Raw genomic sequence first — 25,188 nt, 5'->3', positions numbered from 1 at the left:
TTTTTTAACAGTTAAAGATTACTTCGAACCTTTAATCCCTGCTTGTAATAACAACGCACCTAAACCACCAATTTTATTTTCTTGTGGTTTCGCTGCTTGAGGTTTTTTATGACCTTGTGGGCGGTCACCTTGCGGACGAGCATGCTGTGGACGTTTCGCATGTGGCTTACGCTCACCTCGTTGTTCTTGCTGTACATTGTCACGACGTGGTTGACGTTGTGATTTCGCTGCAGCAGCACCTTCTGCACGCATAGACAAGTTAACACGGTTACGCTCAACATCGACATTCAAGACACGAACTTGAACAATTTGACCTGGTTTCACGACTTTGTGCGGATCTGCAACAAATTCATTTGCAAGTTCAGAAATATGCACTAAACCGTCTTGGTGTACACCCACATCCACGAATGCACCGAAGTTCGTCACATTTGTAACCACACCTTCAAGCTGTAAACCTTCAGTCAACTGAGCCACTTCAGTGATGTCTTCACGGAATTTTGCCGTACGGAACTCTGGACGCGGGTCACGACCTGGTTTTTCAAGTTCAGATAAAACGTCCTGAATCGTTGGCAAACCAAATTGGTCATTTACAAATGCTGCTGCATCGACCTGACGGATAATTTCAGTATTACCAATAATATCTTTTACAGTCGTCGCTTTAGCTTCCACAATTTTTGCCACCAAGTCATATGACTCTGGGTGAACTGCAGATGCATCCAATGGTTCAGAACCATCTTGAATACGTAAGAAACCTGCTGCTTGTTCAAAGGTACGTTCGCCTAAACGAGGTACTTTCTTCAAACTTTGACGGTTATCAAAACGACCATTTTCTTTGCGGAATTCAACGATTTGCTGTGCAATCGATTTATTTAGACCCGCGATATAACCCAAAATAGCAGATGATGCTGTGTTGACATCAACACCTACTGAGTTCACACAGTCTTCCACAACCGCTTCTAGCGTTTTTGCCAAACCGGTTTGGTTCACATCATGTTGGTATTGACCCACACCAATCGATTTAGGATCAATCTTCACAAGTTCAGCCAATGGATCTTGTAAACGACGTGCAATCGATACAGCACCGCGGATCGATACATCTAAATCTGGCAATTCATTTGACGCCAATTCAGATGCTGAGTAAACCGACGCGCCTGCCTCAGATACTGACACACGAATCAAGTTCAAGTCTGTATTTGCTGCCATCATTTCAGCCACAACAGCTTCAGTTTCACGGCTTGCAGTACCGTTACCAATGGCAATCAGTTCAACATTAAACTCACGACATAGACGGGCAAGTTCAGCCACTGAACCAGCTTTGTCTTCTTTCGGAGCAAATGGGTAAATCGTGCTATGTGCAAGAACATCACCTGATGCATTCACAACAGCCAATTTCACACCCGTACGGATGCCAGGGTCTACACCCAATGTGCAACGTGCGCCTGCAGGAGCAGAAAGTAATAAATGACGTAGGTTTTCAGCAAAGACATCCATCGCTTCAGCTTCAGCAGCCAAACGTTTTTCAGTCAATAATGAATGTTCAATCGCAGGACGAACTTTACCGAGCCAGAATAATTTTGCAGTTTGTTTTAAGAAATCTGCACGTGCTTGTGGTTGTGCTGTTTCTAAATTGTATTCAGTATCAATACGAGCCAATGGTGCATCATCTTCACCATCGACTTTTAAGCCCAAGACATTTTCTTGACGGCCACGGAGCATCGCCAATAAACGGTGTGAAGGGACTTTATTTAAGCTTTCAGAGAAATCAAAGTAATCACGGAATTTTTTACCGACTTCTTTTTTCTCATCGCTTGCAACTAAACTTTTCAACACTGCAGTTTTCGCAAATGTCGCTTTTAGCTCAGTAGTTAATGCAATATTTTGTGCCCAGTCATCAATTAAAATGTGTTGAATCGCATCTAATTGGCTTTCAACATCAGCATAATCTTCATGACTAAAACCAACTAAAGCTTCGGTTGGGTCTACCGCTTCATTAAAGATTTTTTCAGCGATTGGGCCTAAACCCGCTTCTTTTGCTTTAAATGATTTACTGGTACGTTTTGGACGATACGGCGCGTAAATCTCTTCTAAAGCATTTTTAGTTTCTGCTGCATTCACGCGAGCAAGTAAGTCATCAGATAACTTGTTTTGTTCTTTTAGAGATTCGATTACCTTTTCACGGCGCTCAAATAAATCACGCAGGTAAGTCAGACGTGTATCGAGCTGACGTAATTGAGTATCGTCCAGACCTTGCGTCACTTCTTTACGGTAACGTGCGATAAATGGAACACTGGCACCTTCATCAATGAGCTTGATGGCAGCTTCAATTTGATTTGGACGTACGGCAATTTCTTTTGCCAACTGCTGAACTAAGTCAGTCATCGTATTAGATCCCTGCAAGGATAAGTTCTAAAAGCCATGATTATAAAGACCAAGACCATAAAATCCACAATTGTTTTTATAAATTTATTCGTGGTTTTTAATGCCAATTCATCTCAAATACACATTTTTTTACGAAACTGACTATGAAACAACAAATTAGCGAGACTTAGACAAGCAAACTGATTCGAACAACATGTATACATTTGGTATCTATGTCTTGATTTTAACTGCAATATTTGTTGCTTTAGAGCATAGTAAATTTATATAAATGAATCGTATACTCAAGTGAAATCGACTTTTTGTTTACGATGACAATAAAGAATAAGGAGCACGTCATGAGTTTAGTTGTACCTGCTGAAAAAACAGATGCCGTACAAGCCGAAACCGACCGAGTCGAACGCATTCTGGTTGTCGATGATGATGTGCGTCTACGCACCCTCTTACAACGCTTCCTAGAAGATAAAGGTTTTGTTGTCAAAACCGCACATGATGCGACTCAGATGGATCGTCTGTTGCAGCGGGAACTCTTTTCCCTGATTGTGCTCGACTTTATGTTGCCTGTTGAAGATGGCTTGAGTATTTGCCGCCGTCTGCGCCAATCTAGCATCGACACCCCGATCATTATGCTGACCGCTCGTGGTAGCGATTCAGACCGTATTGCTGGACTTGAAGCCGGTGCAGATGACTATTTACCAAAACCATTTAACCCGAATGAGCTATTAGCTCGTATTCGTGCAGTACTACGTCGCCAAGTGCGTGAAGTTCCGGGCGCACCAAGCCAACAAATGGAAGTGGTGTCTTTTGGTCCTTGGTCACTCGACCTATCTACACGTACCTTAACCCGTGAAGGTCAAGTCGTCACATTAACAACGGGTGAATTTGCCGTACTCAAAGCATTAGTTCAACACCCACGTGAACCACTGACACGCGACAAGTTAATGAATCTTGCTCGTGGTCGTGAATGGGGTGCTATGGAACGTTCAATTGACGTTCAGGTTTCTCGCCTACGTCGTTTGGTTGAAGAAAACCCAGCACGTGCGCGCTATATTCAAACCGTTTGGGGCGTAGGTTATGTCTTTGTTCCAGATGGTGCTGAATAAGCCATAAAATAAGACCTGAGAATCGAGTCACCGTACCTCATGTCCGGAAATACCATTCGCTGCTGTCTGAGCCACTTGAAATTGAATGAATAAAAGTAATGTGTGCGAGTTCAGCGAATGGCAAAAATTTTGGTTACTTTTTTAAAAAGTAACATAACGAACTCCTCCCGAAGAACGTTCCAGCAGTAAGATTCCATCGCAAAGAATAAAAACTGCCTTTCAAAAAATTTGCTTAAAGGATTCTGCGTGAAACTCGAACCCATCGACCCACAGGAATTTACCGACTACGTTACCTACTCCGAAAAAAAACGGACACCTTGGGAACGCTTCCTCGATAAAATCAAACCCCGCTCTGCAGCCATGCGGACCACCGTATTGGTCTTATTTGTGGTGTTTTTTAGCCTGTTTATGTCCTTATGGTTCTTTTGGCGCACACTCTATTTACCCGAAATTCAACAACATGCTCGTTACCTCGCGGTCGAACTTGAAATCATTAACAATCCTGATTTACGGATTTTTCATAACAATGCCGAAGTAGATGTCGACGACTGGATGCGCAACCGTGTCGGGATCGAATATGTGACCGATCCGAAAGAATTCCCCAATGTCAAAGACAAAGTGATTGCAGAGTTCTTTACCAATCAAATTGAAAAGAAACTGGCCAAAGAAATGCGCATTGATAATGCGACCGTGTATTTCCAATTTAAACCTGACCCACGCATCTGGGTTCAAACTCCAGAAATGAATGGAAACTGGGTTCGCGAGCCTTTAAAAACCTATGCCAACTATAGCGCAGAGCTGATTTTAGGTTGGTTATTGGGTATTCCGCTGATTGCTGGCATCATTATCTTAACCTTGGTTCGTCAGCTCAACCGTCCACTAAAACGTTTACAAGATGCGGCAAACAACTATAGTAAACACGGCACTGCACCTTATTTAGAAACCAACCATGGGCCACAAGAAATCCGTGAAGTAAACCAAGCCTTTAACCACATGGTCTACACGCTGGAACAAACTGAACGTGATCGTCGTATCATGTTGGCCGGTATTTCCCACGATTTGCGTACTCCGCTGACCCGTATTCGACTCAGCGCAGAAATGATGCCTGATGATGACTTCCTAAAAGAAGGTCTGATTTACGATGTTGAAGATATGGATGCGATTCTGAATCAGTTCATTTCGTATATGCGAGATGGTTCAGATGAAGTTCCGCAAGATACTGATTTAAATGCGCTATTGCAGGAATTAGTGATTCAATTTAAACCTTTAGATATTCGCTTTGAACCTCAAGACTTACCGATTATTCAAGCACGTAGCCTGTCCTTAAAACGATTAATAGGCAACTTAATCAATAACTCAAAACGCTATGGTGCCGAGCCGATTGAACTGTCTACCGAATATGAAGGTGACCATATTCAAATTCGCGTTGCCGATAATGGCGAAGGGATTCCTGAAGACCAAATTGAAGACCTGATGCAACCTTTTGTACGTGGTAATGATGCACGTACCATTCAAGGCAGTGGACTCGGTTTAGCCATTGTAAAACGTATTGTGGATATTCACGAAGGTCAACTTTCAATTCACAATCGAGCAGAAGGTGGACTCGAAGCGATCATTTCTTTACCACTGCAAAAACTCGAAAATGATGAAATATTAAACAACAGCCCATTGGAAAAAATTAAGCAAAGTTTAACTGAACGCTTTTAACAAGCGTTCAAAAAAGCAACGAACAGTTTTGTTTAAGCTTTAACCATTGATATTTTTAACCTTATTATTCAGTGGTTTAAAAATCATAATAAAATCTTATACCCACATTTTTTCAAAAAATTAGACCTTAGCCTAACAGGTATGCAAAATGGCTTTTTTGATCGGTACAATCCGTATCAGTTTTGAGAATTTCACGAGAGTATATGATGTCTTTAGATCGCATCCGTTTAGCTGCCCTTCACGACAAAGTTATCAGCGCAGAAAAAGCTGCTGAATTCATTCAGGATGGTATGACGGTAGGTATGAGTGGTTTCACACGCGCAGGTGAAGCGAAAGCTGTACCTTTAGCGTTGGTTCAACAGGCTCATGCTAATCCTCTTAAAATTACCCTAATTACTGGCGCGAGCTTGGGTAACGATTTGGACAAAAAATTGACTGAAGCAGGTGTTCTTGCTCGTCGTTTACCGTTCCAAGTAGACAACACATTACGTAAAGCCATCAATAAAGGCGAAGTGATGTTCATCGATCAGCATTTGTCTGAAACAGTTGAACAAATGCGTAACCTTCAGCTTAAAAAGCCTGATGTGGCAATTATTGAAGCTGTTGCGATCACTGAAGATGGTGGCATCATTCCTACAACGTCTGTAGGTAACTCTGCAAGCTTCGCAATTTTTGCTGAAAAAGTGATTGTTGAAATCAACACCAACTTAAGCCCAGCATTCGAAGGCTTACACGATATTTATATCCCAACATATCGTCCAACACGTCAAGCGATTCCATTGACTCATGTTGACGAACGTATTGGTACACATGCAATCAACATCGATCCTTCAAAAATCGTAGGTATCGTATTTAACAACGAATTGCATGACTCTCCATCTACAGTGACTGCACCTGATGATGAAACTCAAGGTATTGCTAACCACCTTATCGCTTTCTTTGAAAAAGAAGTAGAAGAAGGTCGTTTACCGAAAAACCTTGGTCCATTACAAGCAGGTATCGGTTCAATTGCAAACGCAGTATTGACTGGTCTTAAAGATTCGAACTTTGAAGACTTGATCATGTACTCTGAAGTACTTCAAGACTGTACATTTGAATTGATCGACGCAGGCAAAATGAAATTTGCTTCAGGTTCTTCTATTACGCTTTCTGCTAAATATGGCGAAAAAGTATTTAATAACCTTGAACAATACAAAGACAAACTTGTATTACGTCCACAAGAAATTTCTAACCATCCAGAACTTGTACGTCGTTTAGGTATCATCGGTATCAACACTGCGCTTGAGTTTGATATCTACGGTAACGTGAACTCAACTCACGTTTGCGGTACAAAAATGATGAACGGTATCGGTGGTTCAGGTGACTTCGCACGTAATGCACACTTGGCGATCTTCGTGACTAAATCAATTGCAAAAGGCGGCGACATTTCTTCTGTTGTTCCATTTGCTTCTCACATTGACCATGCTGAACACGACGTTGACATCTTAGTTACTGAACAAGGTCTTGCTGACTTACGTGGTCTTGCTCCACGTGAACGTGCTCGTGCAGTAATCGACAACTGTGCTCACCCTATGTACCGTGATGCGCTAAATGATTACTTCGACCGTGCATGTGCGAAAGGTGGTCAAACACCTCACCTTCTACGTGAAGCATTGTCTTGGCACATCAACTTCGAAGAGAACGGCTACATGTTAGCTGCTCAACCTGAAGTGAAAACTGCTTAATTGACAGTGAATAAAAAAACGCTCTTCGGAGCGTTTTTTTATGGCTTTTATTTTTCAATATGACTTATCAAGTCTGCAAAACTCGACTAATCTAGATTGGTCAAAATACATGCTAAAACAAAAATTATGTTTATTATCCGCCCCTATCTCGAATCTGATTTAGATGATGTGATTGCACTTTGGGAACTGTGTGATCTGACCCGTCCATGGAATAACCCTGAAATTGATATATTTCGAAAATTGGCTCAACGTGATCAATTATTTTTATTGGCTGTCAAAGATGATCAATTGATCGCAACTGTGATGGGTGGCTATGATGGACATCGAGGCTGGGTCAATTATCTCGCCGTACATCCACATTTTCAGCGAAATGGTGTCGCTACTGCCCTCATTCAGCAATTAGAAAAACGCTTAATTGCTTTAGGCTGTCCAAAACTTCAATTACTGATTCGCCAAGACAACATTGACGTACAAAATTTTTATGAACAATTGGGCTATGAAGAGGTTGAAGTGATTTGTTTGGGTAAACGTTTAATCACGGATTAGTGGCCAGACAAATCTTCGGTCAAGCCTTGTATCAACATCAAAAAAATTCGACATTGCGCCATCGAAACAAAAATGGATTGCATTGCTTGGCTTTAAATTTTAGGATTTGCCCCCATCATTTTCCCAGAACATAGAAAAGAGATTTCCCATGCGTGTAGATATCTGGTCAGACGTGGTTTGCCCATTTTGTTATATTGCGAAAAAACGCCTTGAAGCTGCTGCCGAAGAATCGGGTGTAGAACTTGAAGTGTTTTGGCATAGCTATCAACTTGATGCAGATGCGCCCGCTCGCCTAGAAATTTCCAATACTGAACGTCTGGCTCAAAAATATGGCCGTAGTATTGAAGAAGTTGAAGAAATGCAGCGCAATATTGCCGAAATGGCAAAAGCTGAAGGTATTGAATTTAACTGGCAAAAAGCCAATTCAGGCAATACTTTCAACGCGCACCGCTTGATTCATCTTGCACAAAGCAAAGGTCTCGGTAGTGAAGCCAAAGAAGCGTTCTTCTATAGCTATATGACGCAAGGCTTGGCCATTGGTGAACGTGAAACCATAGAAGATGTTGCATCTCGTATTGGTCTAAACCCTGTTGAAGTTGATGACTTATTAGACTCAGATGAATTTGCCGATTTCGTTAAATACGACGAAGAAGTAGCACGCGACCAACTTAAAGTCACCGGTGTACCGTTTTTTGTCTTTGAGCAACGTATTGCATTAGCTGGCGCTCAACCGAAAGACGTGTTTAAACAAGTGATGGACAAAGCTGCGGAACTTCCTGAACTTGCTCCTACACCTGTATGTAATGATGAAAGCTGTGAAACGCCTGAAAAATAATTCAGCGTGTTCAAACAAAAATCCCCGAACTTCGGGGATTTTTTATGATCAGTTTTTAACATCAATAAAATGAAACTTATTCCACCAAGAAGCTGATTTTTAAGTTCACTCGATATTCTGCAATTTTATTGTCTTTCACCACGACTTTTTGTTCATTAATCCATGCACCCTGAACGTTTTTCACAGTTTCAGTGACTTTATTAATTCCCGTTTGAATTGCATCTTCAAAACTTTTTGTGCTACTTGCATTTACTTCAACGACTTTAGCAACAGACATTGTATTTATCCTCATTGTTATGATTTTGAATCTTCATCATATGATTAAGTCGCTTATTTTGGTTATTTTTTAAACATCAAAACAGCAAAATATTACATGTCTTACACAGGAGTGAATTCCACTTCGAGGGATTACAAACTGACCATCATTTATTACATGCTTTCTGTTTAAGCTGCGGTCGCTTCCGATTAGGCTAAAAGCTTCATTCTTCTAATGATCATGCTCGGGAGTAATGTCATGACAATTGAACCTCAAGTAACTTCTGCTGAAACCGATCTATCTACCAATACAACCCCTCAAGCAACCGCCAACGAGTCGCAAACAGGGAAGAATAGCTTTCTCTCGCGTTTTTCTCCGACCGTCAAAGGTGCTGCGATCGGTGCTGTTGCAGGCAGTATTTTGCCCGTTTTTGGCACGATCAGCGGTGCCATTATTGGTGGTATCGCAGGCAAAGTCTATGAAAAGAAATGTGCCAAACATTCATAGATTTTTCATCTTTATCTGAGTGATACAACGCTGTCACTCAGCCACCAAAAGCTCTAGAGCAATAACTCTAATAGATTGTTTTATATAAATATTAATTCATACCGTTTATCTTGCGTTGCCGAATCGATCATTTTTAATTGATTATTTTTTGATATTATTTTCACATAAATTCAAGTGATTAATTTTCTCCCTGACTCATTTTTTGAGTCACTAATGATTGATAGGAATACACAAATGAACGCAATCAAATATGCTATGGCTGTTGCTGTGATGGCGCTTTCTGCAACTGTTTCTGCACAAATCGTTTATGTACCAGATTTTCCAGTAAAAAAAGCTGTGACTGCTGAAACTGCCAATGCAGATAACAAAGCACCTGCTGCAGATACAACTAAAGTTGTAACAAACACAGAAAAAAAAGCATAATTTTTAGCTGATTTTTCCATAAAAAACCGATGGCTCCCACCATCGGTTTTTTATTTTATGTGCCTTTACTTTGGGCTTTATTCTTTACTTAACATTAAAAATGAACATCTAAAAGCGCTCGATCGCTGATGATGACTTCAAAAAAATTGATCAAACCATACCGCTATATCTTTTGCAAAACCTATCTTTAAGCTAATGATTTGGTATTATTTTTAAACAAAATGCGCATTAATTGTCATATTTAACGCTTAATTTGTAGAAGCTGACATTTATTTCCATGTTTTTTTAATGAAATCTCTATAATCAAATGAACTAATCGACTTCTTTATTTTTAAATTTACATTGTCCTATGCAAGAACTTCAGGCACTGATACAAGGAAAAATTTCACCGCAGGTCATAGATATTGAGCACCTGATTGAATTGGCCAATACATATCGAAACCCGAATTCGGCTGAATATAAATTAGTAGAACTTGCAACCAATATTGTATTGGCTAAATATTTAGAAAAAGCACAAAAAGTCCTTTAGGAAGTGGACAAATGAATTTACAAGACAAAGTACAATTAATAAAATAAATCCATGTACTGACCCATCAACTTGAACATCGTGCTTTGAGTTTTTATGAAACTGCGCTTTCTAAACGTCGGATTCATGAAATTTTTGCCTTATGCGATGAACCGATTTTTCAAAAGCAAATATTAAGTTATCGTGCATTAACTAAGCCACAAATGGCTGCCACTGAATTTTCCAAACAAACGCCATATTCATTGTTATTTCGTGGCTATTTTAACCATGATGCTGCACTTGAAAATGCTTTATATCAATATCCAGAGATGGGTTGGGCCTTGCTGCATGACCATGAATTAGGTTGGCAAGTGTGGATGATTCCAGCCAAACAGCGCACGGCTTTACTCAGTGAATGGGGCAATTTTAACGAATGCTATGATTGGTTAATTGAACAACAACAGCTATATAAATGTTTAATCAGTGATACCGATCTAAGTCTACATACCTTACGCCTAAAGGATGAAATCATTACAGCGCCAAGCTGTGTTGCCGCAAGTGTGGACGACCTACTGCCAATTGAAGCGATAAATAAAGACGGTTCTGTCGATCTAGATCATTGCGATAAGCAAATCAATGAAGCGGATACGTTGCTTGATAACTCAAATACAAATAAACCGGAGCTTTCTGCACCTGATACCGTTCCTCTTGTTCTAATTGAGCAGCCAACACATGCGCCATCGGAGGAACATCTCAACTCGACAATGGCAGGCGTTGAACTTCCTGAACAGGTTCAAATCGCTCAATATGCCGCTCGCGTTCAAACGCTGCAAAACATCGATGCGCAATTGGCCTTGTATGAATTGCAGTTTATAGATCAGCCTGAACTCACAACGCAACTTGATGTTCTATTGCATACGACAGATGGTACAGATTGGAAAAACCAGCCACTGTATTTAGCAGAGCAAATCAATACCGAAGGTCGCTTCATCAAATATCTCTTGTTGTTTGGTGCTCAAACGCAAATGGAAGCCATTCGACTCTCTCAGCTGTTTTGCCAACAACATCAACATGAACTTGCTGCGATTAAAGTCATGACATGGGACAATCTAGAGCAACTCTGTGCTGCACCTGATCAGCTCTATCAACAGTCTCAGCATGCTGAAATGATTTGGTCGCAAAACGACTATTATCCATTTATCCCGGCACAGTTAATTCATACGCAAAAATTCATTCATTTTGATGAACCTGAACCGACGCTACATACCCCGCTGTTATTATTACAAGAACGTCAAAAAATACGTTTAATCCACGGTCAAAAACGCCTGACTCTATCGCGTACTGAACAAGCCCTTCCCTATTTGATCCTCCATCGACAGCAAGGTTTAAATTGGCAAAGCATCCAAAATGTGATCCAACAATTGCCTCAACCCATTGATGTGATTTCGCTTTATCAAGCACTTAAGCAAATGACCGAAGATTAATTGCATTTATTTTGTAGTTTGGCTTGCATTTATCCGATAAAAATAACAAAACTACAGATGCAGGATACTCAGATGATAATTAAATAGAGCCAAAACATATGCATAAAAAACAACAGTACTTTATTCGGACTTTGCTTTTTTCCGCATCAATGAGCTTGATGTATCAAGTTGCTTGGGCCAATGAAACTGATGCTGTCGTCAATGAAACTGAGGGTGAACATTCGCAGGATGTGCCTGCAACCGAGCAAAGTTCACCGTATATCATGCCAAAGACCTATGATTTTTTAGATCAAATTCCACGTTGGATTGATACAACACCGACCTTCTTACCTGAACAATCAGATCACCCCATTGTTCCGACAACAGAACAAACGGAAAATAATAGCTGGACCGATCGACAACAGAAGAAAGTCCGAAATTGGGCAGATCGAACTGCCGTTCGCATGGATAACTGGTTTGGGCAAAGTGAGCCAGAAAAGCCTGCCAATGCAACCCTACGGGTCATTTTAGATAACAGTTGGGATAAGCATGACGGTTACGAAATTAAGCCACGTATACGAGGAAAAATTAGACTCCCGACCTTGGAGAAAAAGTTAAGCGTCGTGTTTGGTGATGACTCTTTGGATAATGAGCTTGAAAATAATGCCGCGATTACCAATGAAAACCCTGCGGGGCGTAGTGATAAAAATTATGACAATAAGCAAACCCGTGAAGATAACAGTTCGCTCGCGTTACGTTGGTCAGAAATTTCAGATCGACTGCCCTTCGAAACTGACGTTGATCTCGGTTTACGTTCTGGTGATGACCTATATGTCCGCTTAAAAGCAGCTAAAAAATGGCAACTCGACAATGATTACAGTTTTTTAGCCGAACAAATTTATCGTTATGGTATCGATAGTGAAAATTATCTAAGAACTAATTTAGAATTAACCCATGCTCGTCCAGGCCAACCCTTTATCTCAAACCAATTCAACCTGACCTATGCAGATGCACAGGATGATGATCTGAAATGGGATAACTTCAGTTACCGCCAACACCAATTTTTTAAAGGTAACCGATTCAACTACGGCCTATATACAGGTGGTTTTTACAATAACGATCAACTGCGTTTAAACAGTTGGGGACCCTATGTATCATGGCGACAGCCCTTTCTGCGCGAATGGTTTTATATCCAAGGTGATCTCAACTACCTCAACAACCATCGTGACGATAAAAGCCACTTTGTGGGCGCCTTAGTGCGCCTTGAAGCCTTGTTCTAGAACCCGCTATTTCACAGCGAATAAAAAGCCCATCTCGACAGGATGGGTTTTTTTTAAATAACTCAGCTTCAATTTTTCTTAATCACACGTACACGATCATTACGTACAATACTCGGCTGTTTTTCAGCGACTTTTTTCACTTTAGGAAAACTATACTGAACACGATCATTTCGTATCACACGGCGACTATCTACAAAAGGATTAATATCATATTGTGCGATTTGTTTTGAAACCTGCACACGGTCATTACGCACCATTTTTTGCTTAGCGCTATCTGCCTGAGCAGATTGCATGAGACCCATAGAGAGCAGCGAGCCCATTGCAGCGATCACTAAAATTTTCATCTTAAGATTCCCAATACTTAATGATCGTTATTATAGATTAATTATTTATTTTTAATCTATTTAAAAGATTAAAACATGGACGTTTTTATTCATGTGCTCTATCGAAAAACCAAATAAAAAACCTCCCGAAGGAGGTTCATTTCATATCTACCGTTACTTCAGCAATAAGCTGTTAATCCGTTTAATGTATTGGGCAGGATCTTCGGGTAAACTGCCTTCAGCAATCAACGCCTGATCAAAAATAACATTTGCTAAGTCATCAAACTGCACCGAACTTTCTAATTTTTGTACCAACGGATGGGATGGATTGATTTCCAAGACTGGTTTTGACTCGGGAACCGCTTGTCCTGCTTGTTTTAGCATACGGACCAGTTGCGGTGATAACTCACCCTCAGCCACCACCAAACACGCAGGAGAGTCCACTAAACGTGTTGTTACACGCACTTCAGAGGTCTTATCTTTTAACGCATCCGACAGTTTTTCAACAACAGGTTTAAACTGCTCAGCAGCTTCCTCAAGTGCTTTCTTCTCTTCAGCATCTTGTAGATCACCCAAATCAACTGCACCTTTCGATACATTCTGTAATGGTGTTCCATCAAACTCAAAAACAAATTCCATCGCCCACTCATCCACTCGTTCAGTCATGAGCAGCACTTCGATACCTTTTTTCTTGAACAATTCAAGTTGTGGTGAGTTTTTCGCAGCATTTAAACTATCAGCAGTCACATAGTAAATTGCCTTTTGGCCTTCTTTCATATTGGCTTTATAGTCTGCAAATGATGTTTTCACTTCATCATTATTTGACGAAGCAAAGCGTAATAATTTTAGAATACGCTCACGATTCGCTATGTCTTCGCCTAAGCCTTCTTTTAAGACTGAACCAAACTCAGCGTAGAATTTTGCAAACTTCTCTTGATCAGCAACATCTTCAGATTTCGCCAAACCATCTAGCACCGTTAAAATACGGCGGGCGTTACCTTCACGAATCGTTTTAACGTCGCGACTTTCTTGTAATAATTCACGGCTTACATTAAGTGGTAAGTCTGCGCTATCCACCACACCTTGAACAAAACGTAAATAATTAGGAATCAAATTATCCGCATCATCCATGATAAATACACGTTTCACATACAGCTTAATTCCTGCTTTAGCTTCACGTGTGAAAATATTGCTTGGTGCGCGAGATGGAATATAAAGTAACTGTGTATATTCCGTACTTCCCTCTACACGGTTGTGTGTCCACGCAAGCGGGGCTTCAAAATCATGGCTCAGGTTTTTATAAAACTCAGTATATTGTTCTTCACTGATCTCATTTTTATTACGCGTCCATAATGCACTTGCTGAGTTAATCGCTTCCCATTCATCCGTCAGTACATATTGACCAGGTTTTGCTTCTTCGCCTTCGGCAGCTTCCTCTTGTTGCCAAACTTCTTTCTGCATCTCAATTGGCAAACTAATATGATCAGAGTATTTATTAATAATCTGCTTAACTTTGTAACGATCTAAATAATCTAAAGCATCCTCGCGTAAATACAAAATGATGTCGGTTCCACGTGAAGCCTTATCAATTGGCTCTACATCAAACTCACCTGTACCATTACTAACCCAACGTACCCCTTCAGCGGCATTTACCCCAGCACGACGTGATTCCACTGTAATTTTTTCAGCAACAATAAAACCTGAATAGAAGCCCACACCAAATTGACCAATCAATTGTGCATCTGACTTTTGATCACCCGTAAGCTTCGACATAAAATCTTTAGTGCCAGACTTAGCAATCGTACCCAAATGATCAATCGCTTCTTGTTGTGTCATACCAATACCATTATCCGAAATGGTAATTGTCTTCTGCTCTTTATTTAAATGAATACGCACATGTAAATCTGGATCATTTTCATAATATTCAGGATGTTTAATGCCTTCAAAACGTAATTTATCGCAGGCATCAGATGCGTTTGATACTAACTCACGAAGGAAAATTTCAGGATTTGAATATAAAGAATGTGTTACTAAATGCAGTAACTGAGCCACTTCCGCTTGGAAGCTGTGTTTTTGAGATTGTTGTTCGCTCATCAGTCTCTCCGTTCATACTAAGTAAAATTATCAATTGCCTATATGAATGGAGGGACTTCACTATTTTTCAATAGTGTGAATGGAAAATTTTTATTCTATCGCACTAAATTTTAAGGTTTAAAAAGGTCCTTGTTTATAAACGCGGTCCATGTAGAGATCCAGTTTTTGCTGCCGCATTTTATATACATCACTTAAACAACTGACATTGTCACGGCACTGATCGCGTAGTTGTAGCCATTTAATTTGTTGATCTTGAATTGCACCACGTGTCCCCATGGGAACCAAATGACGAATAATCGTATAGGTCGTGGCCATTTTGACATCGGCATCATTAATACTCCGGTTATCACAAACCGCATGTTCGGTAATGGTTTTCGCCTTTTTACAATCAAAACTTGCGGCATAACTTGTCGAAATAAAATAAGCACTGCCCAAGACCAGCATACCCTGAATAATTTTTTTCATCGTCTTTTCTCTTCTTCCAACTTGCTGATTTATTTTGACTCTAACAGTTCCACCTTAATTTTCTATTGCCTATTTGTTCAATTCGATCAACTGATGAATGGAATATGCTGCATAAAAAACCCTGCCTAATGGCAGGGTTTTAAGATCAGTTACAGCTTAGAATTTGTAGCTATAACCAATTGTATACACCATAGGATCGATATCTAAATCAAATTTAGGTACACCTGTAATTTCCACTTCTGGGCTAATCTGAGCATAGCGTGCATCAAAGAAAACACCCCAGTTTTTTGCATCGGCTGGCTGGTAGTTAAAACCGACTTGACCAGCAAAACCAAAGTCTTCTTTTACTTTTACTTTAGCACCAGCTAAATCACCACTTGCTTTTTCATCCCACGCAACAAATGCTGTACCACCTACACCAATATACGGTGTGAAACGTGTTGAATTTTTAAAGTTATATTTTGCAGTAATTGTAGGTGGCAAATGTTTAACCTTCACACCAGCATCTACAGCACCTGTAACATTTACATCATGACTTATTGGCGTTGCCAAAAGTAATTCAGCTGAAATGTTGTCATTAAAGAAATATTCAATTGATGGTGTAAATGCATATTCATGATCTGCTTCAACATTTACTGCGCCGTTTAAAATACTTGTGTCGGAAGTAGGGGCTACCACAGAACCACCAACTTTCACTTGCCATTGACCAGCCATAGCTGATGCAGACATACCCAATAATGCAATAAGAGCAGCTTGTTTTAACATTTTAAAGCAACCTTCTAGAATGAATAATTAATATTAAACATTAGTATTAAAATTATGCAACATTATTATTTTATAAATTTTTACATTATTATATAAGTCATTATTAATTAAAAATATTTATTTTAATCATAGCACAATGCTTGGTTTTATATTTTCACCATTATAATTAATTTATTATTCATAATATACCAACCTTTTTAATCAGAATTAATAAAATGAATTATTTTAATCCAACCAAAATCCTCAGGATTAAATAACAAAAAAGGCGATTATATAATCGCCTTTTTATTTATCTTTGAAAATTTTTTAGAGTACCATTGCGGCAATCCAACCAAAGATCATTAATGGAATATTGTAGTGAATGAAGGTCGGTACCACACTATCTTTCATGTGGTCATGCTGACCATCCATATTAAGACCTGATGTTGGCCCTAAAGTTGAGTCTGATGCTGGAGAACCTGCATCTCCCAAAGCTGCTGCTGTACCAATAATTGCAATCGTTGCCGCTGGGCTAAAACCAAATTGAATACAAAGTGGTACATAAATAATGGCCAAAATTGGGATTGTTGAGAATGAAGAACCAATACCTAAGGTAATTAATAGCCCAATTAATAACATCCAAAATGCCGCTAAACCTTGGCTGTTTCCAATCCATTCAACCGAAGCTTGTACCAGTATTGGTACTTGATTCGTAGCCTCAATCACAGATGCAAAGCCTTGCGCAGAAATCATAATGAAACCAACCAGTGCCATCATGCGCATACCACTGATAATGACATCATCGGCTTCTTTCCACTTAAAAATACCTGCACAGCTTAAGATCGCAACACCAACCAGACCGGCCAAAATCATCGACTCAGATATGACTTGAACAGAAAGCGTAGCAACTACTGCTACCGCAGCCATGATCAAAGTAAATTTAGCGACTTGTGGTTTACCATTTTCATCTGCTTTTACATCAGATGAGATGGTGTGCTGTGATTCCTTAACCTGAACGTCAGCATACTCTCGTGGTTTACGGTAGCTATAAAAAACAGCAATTAATAAGCCAACAAACATCCCAAATACTGGAATTGCCATAGCAGTTGGAATTTGATCATAGCTGATGTTGAAACCGTATGGCTTACCAAAGGTATTGATGTTTTGACCTAAAATATCATTAAGGAAAATAGCACCAAAACCAAAAGGTACCAGCATATAAGTCGCCACAAGACCAAAAGTCAGAACACAAGCAATCAAACGACGGTCAAGTTTTAAATGATTAAATACACTGAGTAATGGTGGAATTAATACTGGAATAAACGCAATGTGCACTGGAATCACGTTTTGTGAACATACGGCGGCTAAAGCGATAGTAGCGAAAATTACGTATTTCACGCGATTCTGGGCTTTCACATTACTGTTACCTTTGAGTTTGGTAATGAGTTGATAAGCCAGTAAATCAGGCAAACCTGAACGCGCAAGTGCCAAAGCAAATGCCCCCAACACGCCATAAGCAAGTGCGATTTGAGCACCGTTGCCTAAGCCACTATTAAACGCTTCGATGGTGCCATGAATACCAAGGCCAGCTAACAAGCCACCTATTACTGCACCAATGATCAGTGCAAATACAACAGGCACGCGTGCCAGCGACAGTCCAAACATGACTGTAATTGCGGCAAGAATAGCAAACATAAGAAAAAAGGGAGTCTGACAAAAAACCATATTTTATCAGAATTTGCTCGCTATTTAGCCCCCTATCGATGAAACTGACACTATTGAAAGATTTACTTAAAGCTGCTGTGATTGCGCAAATTGAGCGATGTAACCTGCAATTTTTTCGGGTTGGCTCAGCACAGCCCAATGATTGGCATTGACTTCAACCACCGATAAATCCTCAACCCATTTAGGTAATTCTTTAATGTAGTCTGGACTGACAAAATTATCATGTTTCAACACAATCGCTTGTACAGGACAGACCGCATGACGTTGTCTAGGCTGAGTTAAGCGGGGAATAAAATTAGCACGGTAAAGCGCAATACCGTGTTTACCATCATGCTGAATATTATGATTCAAAGGCAATTCTTGAGTACGTTCTAAATCATTCACAATTTTTCCCCAACGTTCAGCATTCAAAAAATGCCACGCGGTCGGTGCCAAAAATGGTAATTGGAATACCCCGATGTACCATGACTTACTTAATAATTTGAGTAATTTTTTCTGCTGATGCTTAAAGCTATTTCTGAGCAAAAATGCCGCATGATCCAAACATGGCCCAGAAATAGTTGAATAAGACAAAATACGTGAGCGAAATTTTGGCTCAGTCACCGATTCCCAAGATTGGATAGAGCCCCAATCATGCGCGGCCAAATGAAAACTACGCTCGCCTAATACCGCTTGCGTCACACTATCTAAATCAAGTGAAAGTTGTTCTAAACGGTAATCTCGTACTTTACGGGGCACAGATGACTGCCCTGCACCTCGCACGTCATAGCTCACAATATAAAATTCAGAACCAAGATGTTCAATAACCGGTTCCCATACTTCCTGATTATCAGGATAACCATGAACCAAAACCAAAGCGGGCTTGGTTTCATCACCCCATGTCTTTACATAGAGCCGTTGTTGATCTGTGGTATTCACCCATTGCGTATTTAGTGGTTGCATTCTTCTAGTCCTTTTATCGATTCCATCGAATTGACGTTTTATTTGTGAACATGGGTAATGTGATCAATGCCACAGTTTTGAAACTCATTTAGTATGCAAAGTTCAGCATAAAAAAAAATTGACCCAGTATGAGCATAATCCAGAAAATAATGACAATGCCTATTGTCTCTAAATTCTTACTCAATCATTATGCCCCTTATAAAGGTGCTGGCATTTCGATTGATAAAATTGATCTCGCCAATTATCACATTTGCGTCAAAATGCCATTAACTCGTAAAAATCAAAATATCGTCGGTGTACATTTTGGCGGTAGTCTTTATTCAATGGTTGACCCATTTTATATGTTGATTTTGATGCATCACCTTGGCTCACGTTATATCGTGTGGGATAAAGCCGCAAATATCCAATTTTTATCCCCCGGGCGTGGAACGGTATACGCTGATATCCAGCTCGACCCAAATGAAATCAACCATATTAAAAACTTAGCAGATAACCACGTACCTGTGCTACGGAACTATAGTTTAAATATTTTTGATGAAGCAGGCTTACGTATCGCTGAAGTTCAAAAAACCCTATACATTCGTCGCAAGCAACCCCGTCCCCGCAAATAAAAAAAGGCGCTTATCTTTAAGCGCCTTTTCATTCAATTTTATCGGATTGGATTAGCGATTTTGCTCAATTGCAGCACCTGCACCACCACCGATTGCACCACCAATCGCAGCACCGGTGTTACCACCAAAGATACTTTTACCGACTGCAGAACCAATCGCACCACCTACACCACTATATGTAGCATTTCGGTTTGAACCATTTTGAGTTTTACTACCGACAGCTGCACCAGCGCCACCACCAACGGCTGCACCTACACCACCACCGACATTATTACCCACACCACCACCAATGGCACCACCTAAAGCTGCAGCACCAATACGCTGTTCATTGGGCGACATGCTTTCACAACCAGCAAGCATTAGGGTCGACATCATCGCGACTGCGCATACGCTCATTACTTTTTTCATTGTGATGTTCCTTGTCTTCTTCAATACCTATGATTCTAAAACCATTGTATGAAACAATTAAACATAGCTTGTTACGGCTTGGAGCATAAATGCTGCATTTTGTAAAAACCACGCCTAATCGCTTACGAATCACTCAGGGTTTTCATCCAAAATCATCAAATCTTTTGTTGTTTCACCATTTTCAGTCAGCACAGCATGAGAGAGTTTGGCTTTGCTTTCTGGATCTGTTACCTGATCTAGTTTTAGCGTGCGTTTAATCGGTTCCTGCCCTTTCTTAAACTCTACACCTTCTGCATCAATATTGGTGTTTTGACGAATAATCTGACCGTCCTGCTTCACCGTAGTCTTGGTTTCAATTTTAGAAGTCGGGATGATGACACCACCACGTTGTACTACTGGAATCGATAATTTCTTTTCAGAAAAATCACTTTGGTGATCTGAAAGTTCAATTTCACGTGCCACGATATCCTGACCTTTATTGGTCATTTCTAACACTGTTGCAGTTACTTGGCGTACAGGTTCTTGACCTGCAACACGGCGAATCACTTCTGTTTTTAGTACTGGAACTACAGCTTTATCTTCTACCACAATCGAATTGGGCATAGGTGCAGCAATCGCTGTCAATGAGCTGAATAATGCAGAAACTGCGAATAATTGCTGTGTGAATTTCATCAAAAGACCCCGTTATGTTTAAGTTTAAAAATCAAGAGATTTGTTATGTTCTATTTTTACTATAGGAAATATTTCAATATTAGGAAAGCTTTAATTTTCAATTCATCCACATAAAAAAAGCCACCCGAAGGTGGCTTTTTTGGAATGATTTAAGGGCTAATTAAAGACCGTTAAATTCATCGCTAAATGCTTGGCTTAACGCTTGATCTACATCAGAGAAGTCATTGTGAAGCTCAAGCTCTGCAGCTTCAGACTCTTGACGACGACGTTCTAAGTGGTATGCCAAACCTGTACCCGCTGGGATCAGACGGCCTACAACCACGTTTTCTTTCAGACCACGTAATTCATCTTCTTTACCTGTTACAGCAGCTTCAGTTAACACACGAGTTGTTTCCTGGAACGATGCAGCAGAAATGAACGAGTCAGTAGAAAGCGACGCTTTGGTAATACCCATCAATTGACGTTCAAACTTCGCTGGGAACTTGTTCTGAGCTGCCACAGCTTGGTTTTCTTGAACAACGCGGATGTATTCCACTTGCTCGCCTTTGATGAAGCTTGTATCACCACCGTCAGTGATTTCAACTTTACGAAGCATTTGACGTACGATCACTTCAATGTGCTTGTCGTTGATTTTTACACCTTGCAGACGGTATACGTCCTGAACTTCGTTCACGATGTAATTTGTCAGTGCAACTTCGCCTTTCAAACGTAAGATGTCGTGTGGATTTTGCGGACCATCAGAAATGGTTTCACCACGGTTTACATGTTCGCCTTCGAACACGTTAATCGTACGCCATTTCGGAATTAGCTCTTCGTAAATTTCAGAGCCATCATCCGGAGTAATCACAAGACGGTTCTTACCTTTGGTCTCTTTACCGAAGCTTACGATACCTGAAATTTCAGCAAGGATCGCGTGTTCTTTCGGTTTACGTGCTTCGAACAAGTCAGCTACGCGTGGAAGACCACCGGTAATATCACGAGTACGTGAAGATTCTTGTGGCACACGACCAATAACATCACCGACACCAATTGTTTCGCCATCGCGCACAGTCAGAATCGTGTTTTGTGGTAGGAAGTAGAACTGTTCGCCGCCATCTGTTGTATCCAATACAACAGCTGGACGCATATCTTTACCAGATGCTGGACGTGAAGTTACTGGAAGTACCTCAATAGTCGTCATACCTGTTGCATCATCAGTTTTCGATGTCACAGTTACGCCATCAGCGATTTGGCTGAAACGCACTTTACCTGCAACTTCGGTAACAAGTGGATGTGTATGCGGATCCCAAGTCGCTACGATACCGCCAGCTTCCACAGCTTCGCCATCTTTAATGATGATTGAAGCACCGTATGGAATTTTGTAACGTTCGCGTTCACGACCGATGTCATCTGCGATACCGATTTCACCTGAACGTGAAGTTGATACCAAGTGACCTTTAGCGTGTTGTACTGTTTTCACATTGTGGAAACGTACTGTACCTTTGTTACGAACTTGTACGCTGTTAGCAGCAGAAGTTCGGCTCGCAGCACCACCTACGTGGAACGTACGCATTGTTAACTGTGTACCTGGCTCACCAATTGATTGAGCAGCCATTACACCCACAGATTCACCTGGATTCACCAAGTGACCGCGAGCAAGGTCACGACCGTAACATTTCGCACATACACCGAAAGTAGATTCACAGTTTACAACTGAACGTACTTTCACTTCATCGACACCTTGCTCTTCTAAGTAGTTTGCAAGTTTTTCGTCGATTAAAGTATTACGTGGGAGAATCACATCATCCGAACCTGGTTTCTTCGCATCTTCAGCAAGTACACGACCCAATACTCGAGTACCTAAGTTCTCGATGACATCGCCACCTTGAATGAACGGAGTCATTACAAGACCGTCGAAAGTACCACAATCTGGCTCAGTAATTACCAAGTCTTGTGCAACGTCAACCAAACGACGAGTCAAGTAACCTGAGTTCGCAGTTTTCAATGCAGTATCGGCCAAACCTTTACGTGCACCGTGTGTTGAAATGAAGTACTGAAGTACGGTCAAACCTTCACGGAAGTTCGCTTTAATTGGTGTTTCAATGATCGAACCATCTGGTTTCGCCATCAAACCACGCATACCCGCTAACTGACGAATCTGAGCTGCCGAACCACGGGCACCTGAGTCAGACATCATGTAGATCGAGTTGAATGATTTTTGTTTCTCGTCTTCACCCTGTTTGTTTTTAACAGTTGTGAAAGACAAGTTGTCCATCATCGCTTTCGCTACTTGGTCGTTTGTACGCGCCCAAATATCGACAACTTTGTTATAACGTTCGCCGGCAGTTACGAAACCTTGCTCGAATTGTTGTTCAATTTCACGAACTTCAACTTCAGCTTTTTCGATAATTGCTTGTTTTTGTGGCGGAATCAACATGTCTTCCATACCAACAGACACACCTGAGTGAGTCGCTTGACGGAAGCCCAAGTACATCAATTGGTCAGCGAAGATAACAGTATCTTTAAGACCTAATTTACGGTAGCAAGAGTTGATCAATTTAGAGATGTTCTTTTTCGTCATCTCAACGTTGATTTGTTGGAAATCCATACCTTCAGGTACAACTTCCCAAAGTAAACAACGACCTGGAGTTGTGTCTACAACAATGGTTTGTTGTTCACGGTTACCATTTTCGTCAATGACAGTTTGGTGTACACGTGCTTTTACGCGAGCGTGTAAATCAACTTGACCTGTTGCAAGTGCACGGTTTACTTCGTCAGTATCCGCAAACACCATGCCTTCACCTTTGGCATTGATCGCATCACGAGTGATGTAGTACAAGCCTAAGACAACGTCCTGAGAAGGTACGATGATTGGCTCACCGTTCGCAGGAGAAAGAATGTTGTTTGTTGACATCATTAACGCACGAGCTTCTAACTGAGCTTCAAGTGTTAATGGTACGTGTACCGCCATTTGGTCACCGTCGAAGTCGGCGTTAAATGCCGCACAAACTAACGGATGAAGACGGATTGCTTTACCTTCAATCAGGGTTGGTTCAAATGCTTGAAGACCCAAACGGTGAAGTGTAGGCGCACGGTTCAACATCACTGGATGTTGACGAATTACGTGAGCAAGTACATCCCAAACTTCTGGAGTTTCACGCTCAACCATTTTTTTCGCAGCTTTAATGGTTGTCGCTTGGCCAGACGCTTGTAGTTTCGCGAAAATGAATGGTTTGAATAATTCAAGCGCCATTTTTTTCGGAAGACCACATTGGTGCAGACGTAAAGTTGGACCTACAGTAATTACCGAACGACCAGAGTAATCGACACGTTTACCCAATAAGTTTTGACGGAAACGACCTTGTTTACCTTTGATCATGTCTGCCAAAGATTTAAGAGGACGTTTGTTCGAACCGGTAATTGCGCGACCACGACGACCGTTATCAAGCAATGCATCTACAGACTCTTGTAACATACGTTTTTCGTTACGTACGATAATGTCTGGTGCTGCAAGGTCTAGAAGACGCTTTAAACGGTTGTTACGGTTGATTACACGACGGTAAAGATCGTTCAAGTCAGAAGTCGCAAAACGACCACCTTCTAGAGGAACCAACGGACGAAGATCAGGTGGAAGTACTGGAAGTACATTCATCACCATCCATTCTGGCTTGTTGTTCGACTCTTTGAACGCTTCCATCAATTTCAGACGTTTAGAGGCTTTTTTAAGCTTCGTTTCTGAAGTTGTATTTGGAATTTCTTCACGAAGACGTGAAATTTCAGCTTCAAGATCGATGTCTTTCAACAAATCTTGAACTGCTTCTGCACCCATTTTCGCAGTGAATTCATCACCGTGTTCTTCTAAAGCCGTGAAGTATTCTTCATCGTTTAGAAGTTGGTATTTCTCAAGTGGAGTCATACCTGGGTCAGTTACAACGTATGATTCGAAATACAATACACGTTCGATATCACGTAAAGTCATGTCTAAAAGCAGACCAATACGGCTAGGAAGTGATTTTAAGAACCAAATATGCGCAACTGGAGAAGCAAGGTCAATATGACCCATACGCTCACGACGTACTTTTGCAGTTGTTACTTCAACGCCACATTTTTCACAAATGACGCCCTTGTATTTCATACGCTTGTATTTACCACACAAGCATTCGTAATCTTTTACTGGACCAAAGATTTTGGCACAGAATAAACCATCACGTTCAGGTTTGAACGTACGGTAGTTAATGGTTTCAGGCTTTTTAACTTCACCATGAGACCACGACTTAATCATTTCTGGTGACGCAAGACCAATACGGATGCGATCAAACTCTACAGGAGCATGACCGTCTGAATCCGTCTTTTTGCGCATGATATCGAGCAAGTCTTTCAATTTTTTTCTCCGTGTGTTGTGGAGATTTTCACTTCACAACTGGGTCACAAATATTGTTTTTTAACTGAGAAATCCCCCTTGCCCCTCTTGATTAAAGAGGTGAGAAGCACTGCTTCGCA

General features: G+C 40.7%; 22 protein-coding genes. 11 read left to right on the top strand and 11 right to left on the bottom strand.

Going from position 1 to position 25,188, the window contains the following annotated elements:
• Window positions 1-18 precede the first annotated feature (18 nt).
• Window positions 19-2,379, bottom strand: a complete 2,361-nt coding sequence (locus FTU17_RS00260) for a Tex family protein (protein WP_180089629.1) — start codon at window positions 2,377-2,379, stop codon at window positions 19-21.
• Window positions 2,380-2,714: 335 nt separating this feature from the next.
• Between FTU17_RS00260 and ompR the strand changes: the two genes are divergently transcribed.
• The 5 genes from ompR (at window position 2,715) to FTU17_RS00235 (ending at window position 8,291) form a co-directional block, all read left to right on the top strand.
• The gene (gene ompR, locus FTU17_RS00255; RefSeq protein ID WP_078189809.1) at window positions 2,715-3,479 is read left to right on the top strand and encodes a two-component system response regulator OmpR; all 765 of its coding nucleotides are present in this window, start codon (window positions 2,715-2,717) and stop codon (window positions 3,477-3,479) included.
• A 246-nt stretch (window positions 3,480-3,725) separates the two neighbouring features.
• A complete protein-coding gene (locus FTU17_RS00250) occupies window positions 3,726-5,186 on the top strand; it encodes an ATP-binding protein (RefSeq protein WP_180134463.1) in 1,461 nt (486 codons plus the stop codon).
• Between the two features lie 206 nt (window positions 5,187-5,392).
• The gene (locus FTU17_RS00245) at window positions 5,393-6,910 is read left to right on the top strand and encodes an acetyl-CoA hydrolase/transferase family protein (RefSeq protein ID WP_180002958.1); all 1,518 of its coding nucleotides are present in this window, start codon (window positions 5,393-5,395) and stop codon (window positions 6,908-6,910) included.
• A gap of 126 nt (window positions 6,911-7,036) precedes the next feature.
• A complete protein-coding gene (locus tag FTU17_RS00240) occupies window positions 7,037-7,456 on the top strand; it encodes a GNAT family acetyltransferase (RefSeq protein WP_078189811.1) in 420 nt (139 codons plus the stop codon).
• Between the two features lie 148 nt (window positions 7,457-7,604).
• Window positions 7,605-8,291 (top strand): DsbA family protein, encoded by a 687-nt coding sequence (locus tag FTU17_RS00235; RefSeq protein ID WP_078189812.1) that lies wholly within the window; start codon window positions 7,605-7,607, stop codon window positions 8,289-8,291.
• A 76-nt stretch (window positions 8,292-8,367) separates the two neighbouring features.
• Here the strand turns inward: FTU17_RS00235 and FTU17_RS00230 are convergent, their stop codons facing one another.
• Complete coding sequence (locus FTU17_RS00230; RefSeq protein ID WP_067761311.1) at window positions 8,368-8,568, bottom strand: dodecin family protein; 201 nt, start codon at window positions 8,566-8,568, stop codon at window positions 8,368-8,370.
• 237 nt (window positions 8,569-8,805) lie between these two features.
• On the opposite strand from FTU17_RS00230, the gene FTU17_RS00225 reads away from it, so the two are divergent.
• From FTU17_RS00225 to FTU17_RS00205, 5 genes are all read left to right on the top strand, one after another.
• Window positions 8,806-9,054 carry a glycine zipper domain-containing protein gene (locus tag FTU17_RS00225; protein WP_218950844.1) on the top strand — a complete coding sequence of 83 codons (249 nt, stop codon included), beginning with the start codon at window positions 8,806-8,808 and terminating at the stop codon, window positions 9,052-9,054.
• Between the two features lie 234 nt (window positions 9,055-9,288).
• Complete coding sequence (locus FTU17_RS00220) at window positions 9,289-9,477, top strand: hypothetical protein (protein ID WP_180010237.1); 189 nt, start codon at window positions 9,289-9,291, stop codon at window positions 9,475-9,477.
• A 349-nt stretch (window positions 9,478-9,826) separates the two neighbouring features.
• Entirely contained in the window at window positions 9,827-10,006 is a 180-nt protein-coding gene (locus FTU17_RS00215) for a hypothetical protein (protein WP_180007056.1), read from the top strand.
• A gap of 83 nt (window positions 10,007-10,089) precedes the next feature.
• On the top strand, window positions 10,090-11,466 hold the full coding sequence (locus FTU17_RS00210) for a hypothetical protein (protein ID WP_180134462.1): 1,377 nt from the start codon (window positions 10,090-10,092) through the stop codon (window positions 11,464-11,466).
• Window positions 11,467-11,564: 98 nt separating this feature from the next.
• Entirely contained in the window at window positions 11,565-12,725 is a 1,161-nt protein-coding gene (locus tag FTU17_RS00205) for a hypothetical protein (RefSeq protein WP_180107104.1), read from the top strand.
• Window positions 12,726-12,793: 68 nt separating this feature from the next.
• Here the strand turns inward: FTU17_RS00205 and FTU17_RS00200 are convergent, their stop codons facing one another.
• The 6 genes from FTU17_RS00200 to FTU17_RS00175 form a co-directional block, all read right to left on the bottom strand.
• Window positions 12,794-13,069: a hypothetical protein gene (locus tag FTU17_RS00200; protein WP_180007052.1), complete on the bottom strand. Its 276-nt coding sequence runs from the start codon at window positions 13,067-13,069 to the stop codon at window positions 12,794-12,796.
• A 153-nt stretch (window positions 13,070-13,222) separates the two neighbouring features.
• A complete protein-coding gene (gene htpG / locus FTU17_RS00195; protein WP_180134461.1) occupies window positions 13,223-15,142 on the bottom strand; it encodes a molecular chaperone HtpG in 1,920 nt (639 codons plus the stop codon).
• A 117-nt stretch (window positions 15,143-15,259) separates the two neighbouring features.
• Window positions 15,260-15,607, bottom strand: coding sequence for a lysozyme inhibitor LprI family protein (locus tag FTU17_RS00190; protein ID WP_078189819.1), 348 nt, complete (start codon window positions 15,605-15,607; stop codon window positions 15,260-15,262).
• Window positions 15,608-15,763: 156 nt separating this feature from the next.
• Entirely contained in the window at window positions 15,764-16,372 is a 609-nt protein-coding gene (locus FTU17_RS00185; RefSeq protein ID WP_180113614.1) for an OmpW family protein, read from the bottom strand.
• Between the two features lie 306 nt (window positions 16,373-16,678).
• The gene (locus FTU17_RS00180; protein ID WP_117007831.1) at window positions 16,679-18,046 is read right to left on the bottom strand and encodes a Na+/H+ antiporter family protein; all 1,368 of its coding nucleotides are present in this window, start codon (window positions 18,044-18,046) and stop codon (window positions 16,679-16,681) included.
• 96 nt (window positions 18,047-18,142) lie between these two features.
• Window positions 18,143-19,018, bottom strand: coding sequence for an alpha/beta fold hydrolase (locus FTU17_RS00175; RefSeq protein ID WP_180134460.1), 876 nt, complete (start codon window positions 19,016-19,018; stop codon window positions 18,143-18,145).
• A gap of 128 nt (window positions 19,019-19,146) precedes the next feature.
• Between FTU17_RS00175 and FTU17_RS00170 the strand changes: the two genes are divergently transcribed.
• Complete coding sequence (locus tag FTU17_RS00170) at window positions 19,147-19,629, top strand: DUF4442 domain-containing protein (RefSeq protein WP_180110483.1); 483 nt, start codon at window positions 19,147-19,149, stop codon at window positions 19,627-19,629.
• Window positions 19,630-19,680: 51 nt separating this feature from the next.
• On the opposite strand, the gene FTU17_RS00165 is transcribed toward FTU17_RS00170, so the two are convergent.
• The 3 genes from FTU17_RS00165 to rpoC form a co-directional block, all read right to left on the bottom strand.
• Window positions 19,681-20,037, bottom strand: a complete 357-nt coding sequence (locus tag FTU17_RS00165; RefSeq protein WP_078192840.1) for a DNA transfer protein p32 — start codon at window positions 20,035-20,037, stop codon at window positions 19,681-19,683.
• Between the two features lie 129 nt (window positions 20,038-20,166).
• A complete protein-coding gene (locus FTU17_RS00160; protein WP_180002852.1) occupies window positions 20,167-20,709 on the bottom strand; it encodes a hypothetical protein in 543 nt (180 codons plus the stop codon).
• A gap of 160 nt (window positions 20,710-20,869) precedes the next feature.
• Window positions 20,870-25,069, bottom strand: a complete 4,200-nt coding sequence (rpoC, locus tag FTU17_RS00155) for a DNA-directed RNA polymerase subunit beta' (RefSeq protein ID WP_078192842.1) — start codon at window positions 25,067-25,069, stop codon at window positions 20,870-20,872.
• Between the last annotated feature and the right edge of the window lie 119 nt (window positions 25,070-25,188).

The sequence above is a fragment of the Acinetobacter sp. YH12070 genome, from assembly GCF_013419625.1.
In the GTDB taxonomy this organism is placed as follows: domain Bacteria; phylum Pseudomonadota; class Gammaproteobacteria; order Pseudomonadales; family Moraxellaceae; genus Acinetobacter; species Acinetobacter amyesii.
This window is presented reverse-complemented; position numbering and strand designations above follow the sequence as displayed.